The organism is Enhygromyxa salina (assembly GCF_002994615.1).
In the GTDB taxonomy this organism is placed as follows: Bacteria; Myxococcota_A; Polyangia; order Nannocystales; family Nannocystaceae; genus Plesiocystis; species Plesiocystis salina_A.
The window spans coordinates 1-3160 of record NZ_PVNK01000028.1; the positions used below are offsets into that span (position 1 = coordinate 1).

At 67.5% G+C, this 3160-nt stretch carries 4 protein-coding genes; all 4 read left to right on the forward strand.

All coding sequences use genetic code 11. From position 1 onward, the window contains the following. A partial coding sequence (locus ENSA5_RS36905; protein WP_181197289.1) for a hypothetical protein occupies nt 1-232 on the forward strand: 232 nt, incomplete at its 5' end. A 145-nt stretch (nt 233-377) separates the two neighbouring features. Then, the gene (gene mtnB, locus ENSA5_RS02955) at nt 378-1061 is read left to right on the forward strand and encodes a methylthioribulose 1-phosphate dehydratase (protein ID WP_106390032.1); all 684 of its coding nucleotides are present in this window, start codon (nt 378-380) and stop codon (nt 1059-1061) included. A gap of 21 nt (nt 1062-1082) precedes the next feature. After that, on the forward strand, nt 1083-1529 hold the full coding sequence (locus ENSA5_RS02960) for a 1,2-dihydroxy-3-keto-5-methylthiopentene dioxygenase (protein ID WP_106390033.1): 447 nt from the start codon (nt 1083-1085) through the stop codon (nt 1527-1529). A gap of 30 nt (nt 1530-1559) precedes the next feature. Next, nucleotides 1560-2885 (forward strand): adenosylhomocysteinase, encoded by a 1326-nt coding sequence (ahcY, locus tag ENSA5_RS02965; RefSeq protein ID WP_106390034.1) that lies wholly within the window; start codon nt 1560-1562, stop codon nt 2883-2885. Nucleotides 2886-3160: the final 275 nt, after the last annotated feature.

Consider the following 3160-nt stretch of genomic DNA (forward strand, 5'->3'; position numbering starts at 1 on the left):
GGCCGGGGCTGAGGTCGTGGCCTCGGGCTTGGCCGGCGCAGAGCCAGAGGCGTCGGGCTCGGTCGAGCGACAGGCTCCGCTGGCCACGACGAGCGCGAGCGCGATGGAGATCGCGTGCTTGGGGGTCGGCACGCCGCCATGCTACTCGACAGCCCAGCTCGCGGCGCTCGACGAGATCCACGAGGCGGGCCTGGCCGGACCCGGCCCGAGCTGTGAGTTCGAGGGCGCGTGACCGGGCCGCCAGCCTCGACGCCGTCCGCGCCGATGCCCTGGCCAAGCCCCGAAAACGGCGTAATTCGTACGAGCTTCCACACGGTCTGGGGCCGGGCTGGGGTGTGGTAGGTGCGACGCCAAGGTATATCCTTCGACCGCCGCGCATGTCCCAACTCGTCGCCAAGACCCCCCCACTGTCGCAGCGTGATCGCTCGACCCCGAAGCTGATCAGCGAGCTGTGTCGGCAGTTCTACGGGCTCGGTTGGGTCAGCGGGACCGGGGGCGGGATCTCGATCCGCGACGCCGAGGGTGTGTGGGTTGCGCCCTCGGGCGTCCAAAAGGAGCGGATCGATCCGGACGAGGTGTTCCTGCTCGCCGACGGCGTGTGGGATCGGGTCGAGATCCTCGAGCGCCCGCGCGATCCAGCCCTGCGCATCTCCGAATGCCAGCCGCTGTTCTTCAACGCCTTTCGCATGCGTGACGCGGGCGCGGTGCTCCACAGCCACTCGCTGTGGGCCGTGCTCGCCGCGCGCCTGGCCTGCCCCGACGGCGGTCCCGGTGAGTTCCGCAGCCAGAACCTCGAGATGCAAAAGGGTCTGCGCGGCGTCGGCTGCTTCGACGAGCTGCGCGTCCCGATCATCCCCAACACCGCCCGCGAGTCCCAGCTGAGCGACTCGATGGCCGACGCGATCGCCCGCTACCCCGACGTCGACGCGGTCATCGTCGCTGGCCACGGCATCTATGTCTGGGGCCGCGACTGGGTTCACGCCAAGACCCAGGCCGAGTGCCTGGACTTCCTCATGCGCGCCACCGTCGAGGCTCACCGCCTCGGCTTGGGGCCCGCGTAGCTCGTAGCCCTAGGCAACACCATGCAGCTGGCCTGGATCGACCCCCAACCCGACTATCCCGCCCTCGACGTCGCGCACCTGCGCAGCGTCGGCGTGACCTACGAGCAGCTCGAGCTGGCCGATGACGCCTACCAGCCGGCCCTCGACGCGCTCAAGCGCGAGCGGGGCTACATCGAGCAAGACGTGATCGCGCTCGCGCCCGAGACCGACAACCTCGACGCGATCTGTGCGAAGTTCGCCGACGAACACCTCCACACCGACGACGAGGTCCGCTTCGTGCTCGCGGGCGAGGGCATCTTCGACATCCGCGACGACGCGGATCGCTGGATGCGCGTGACCGTCGAGGCCGGCGACCTGATCGTCGTGCCCAAGGATCGCCACCACCGCTTTTTTCTGACCGACAGCAAGCAGATCCGCTGCGTGCGCCTGTTCCAAGACAGCGCCGGCTGGGTCCCGCACTACCGCTGAATTTTCACAACCAATCGAGAAGAACACATCATGGAAGCAGCGCGCCAAACCACCGCCACCCCCGACTACAAGGTCGCCGACATCTCGCTCGCCGAGGCCGGACGCAAGCAGATCGCCCTCGCCGAGAAGGAGATGCCCGGGCTCATGAGCCTGCGCGAGCGCTACGGCTCGCAAAAGCCCCTCGCGGGCGCGCGCATCTGCGGGTGCCTGCACATGACCGTGCAGACGGCCGTGCTGATCGAGACCTTGACCGCGCTCGGAGCCGAGGTCCGCTGGTCCTCGTGCAACATCTACTCGACCCAAGACGAGGCCGCCGCCGCGATCGCCGTGACCGGCGTGCCGGTCTACGCGTGGAAGGGCGAGACCGAAGAGGAGTACGTGTGGTGCATCGAGCAGACCCTGACCTGGCCCGACGGCAGCGGCCCCAACCTGCTGCTCGACGACGGCGGTGATCTGACCAACATCGTCCACAAGGACCACCCCGAGCTGCTCGCGAACATCAAGGGCCTGTCCGAGGAGACGACCACCGGCGTCCACAACCTCGACAAGATGGCCGCCAAGGGCGAGCTCAAGGTCCCGGCGATCAACGTCAACGACTCGGTGACCAAGAGCAAGTTCGACAACCTCTACGGCTGCCGCGAGAGCCTCGCCGACGGCATCAAGCGCGCGACCGACATCATGGTCGCGGGCAAGACCGTGGTCGTGGCCGGCTACGGCGACGTCGGCAAGGGCTGCGTCCAGTCGATGCGGGGCTTCGGCGCGCGCGTGCTCGTGACCGAGATCGATCCGATCTGCGCGCTCCAGGCCGCGATGGAGGGCTACGAGGTCACGACCATGGAAGAGGCCGCCCCGCTCGGCGACATCTTCGTGACCACGACCGGCTGCTGCGACGTGATCACCCTCGAGCACATGAAGCGGATGAAGGACGAGGCGATCGTCTGCAACATCGGCCACTTCGACAGCGAGATTCAGGTCGCCGCGCTCGTCGATGACCCGACGATCGAAGAGATCAACGTCAAGGCCCAGGTCGACCGCTTCGTGTTCGCCGACGGCCACGCGATCATCTTGTTGGCCCGCGGTCGCCTCGTGAACCTCGGCTGCGCGACCGGGCACCCGAGCTTCGTGATGTCGAACAGCTTCACCAACCAGGTCATGGCCCAGCTGACCCTGTGGCAGGAGACCGACCAGTACGAGGCTGGCAAGGTCTACGTGCTGCCGAAGAAGCTCGACGAAGAGGTCGCGGCGATGCACCTCGAGAAGGTCGGCGCCAAGCTGACCAAGCTGACCGCGGCGCAGGCCGAGTACCTCGGGATGCCCGTCGAGGGCCCCTTCAAGCCTGAGCACTACAGGTACTGATTTAGACCCCCCTGGGCGTTGGCGACTTTGCCACGCACTGCCGCTGCGCGGCAGGTCGCTCGTTCCTCGCTCGGTGGGCTCTCATGTGCCCTGCAATGGTCTCCGTGGCCCCCTAGAAGGGGGCTTTGTTGGCTCGTGGGTGGGCGGTTGTGCACTTTGCCACGCACTGCCGCTGCGCGGCAGGTCGCTCGTTCCTCGCTCGGTGGGCTCTCATGTGCCCTGCAATGGTCTCCGTGGCCCCCTAGAAGGGGGCTTTGTTGGCTCGTGGGTGGGCG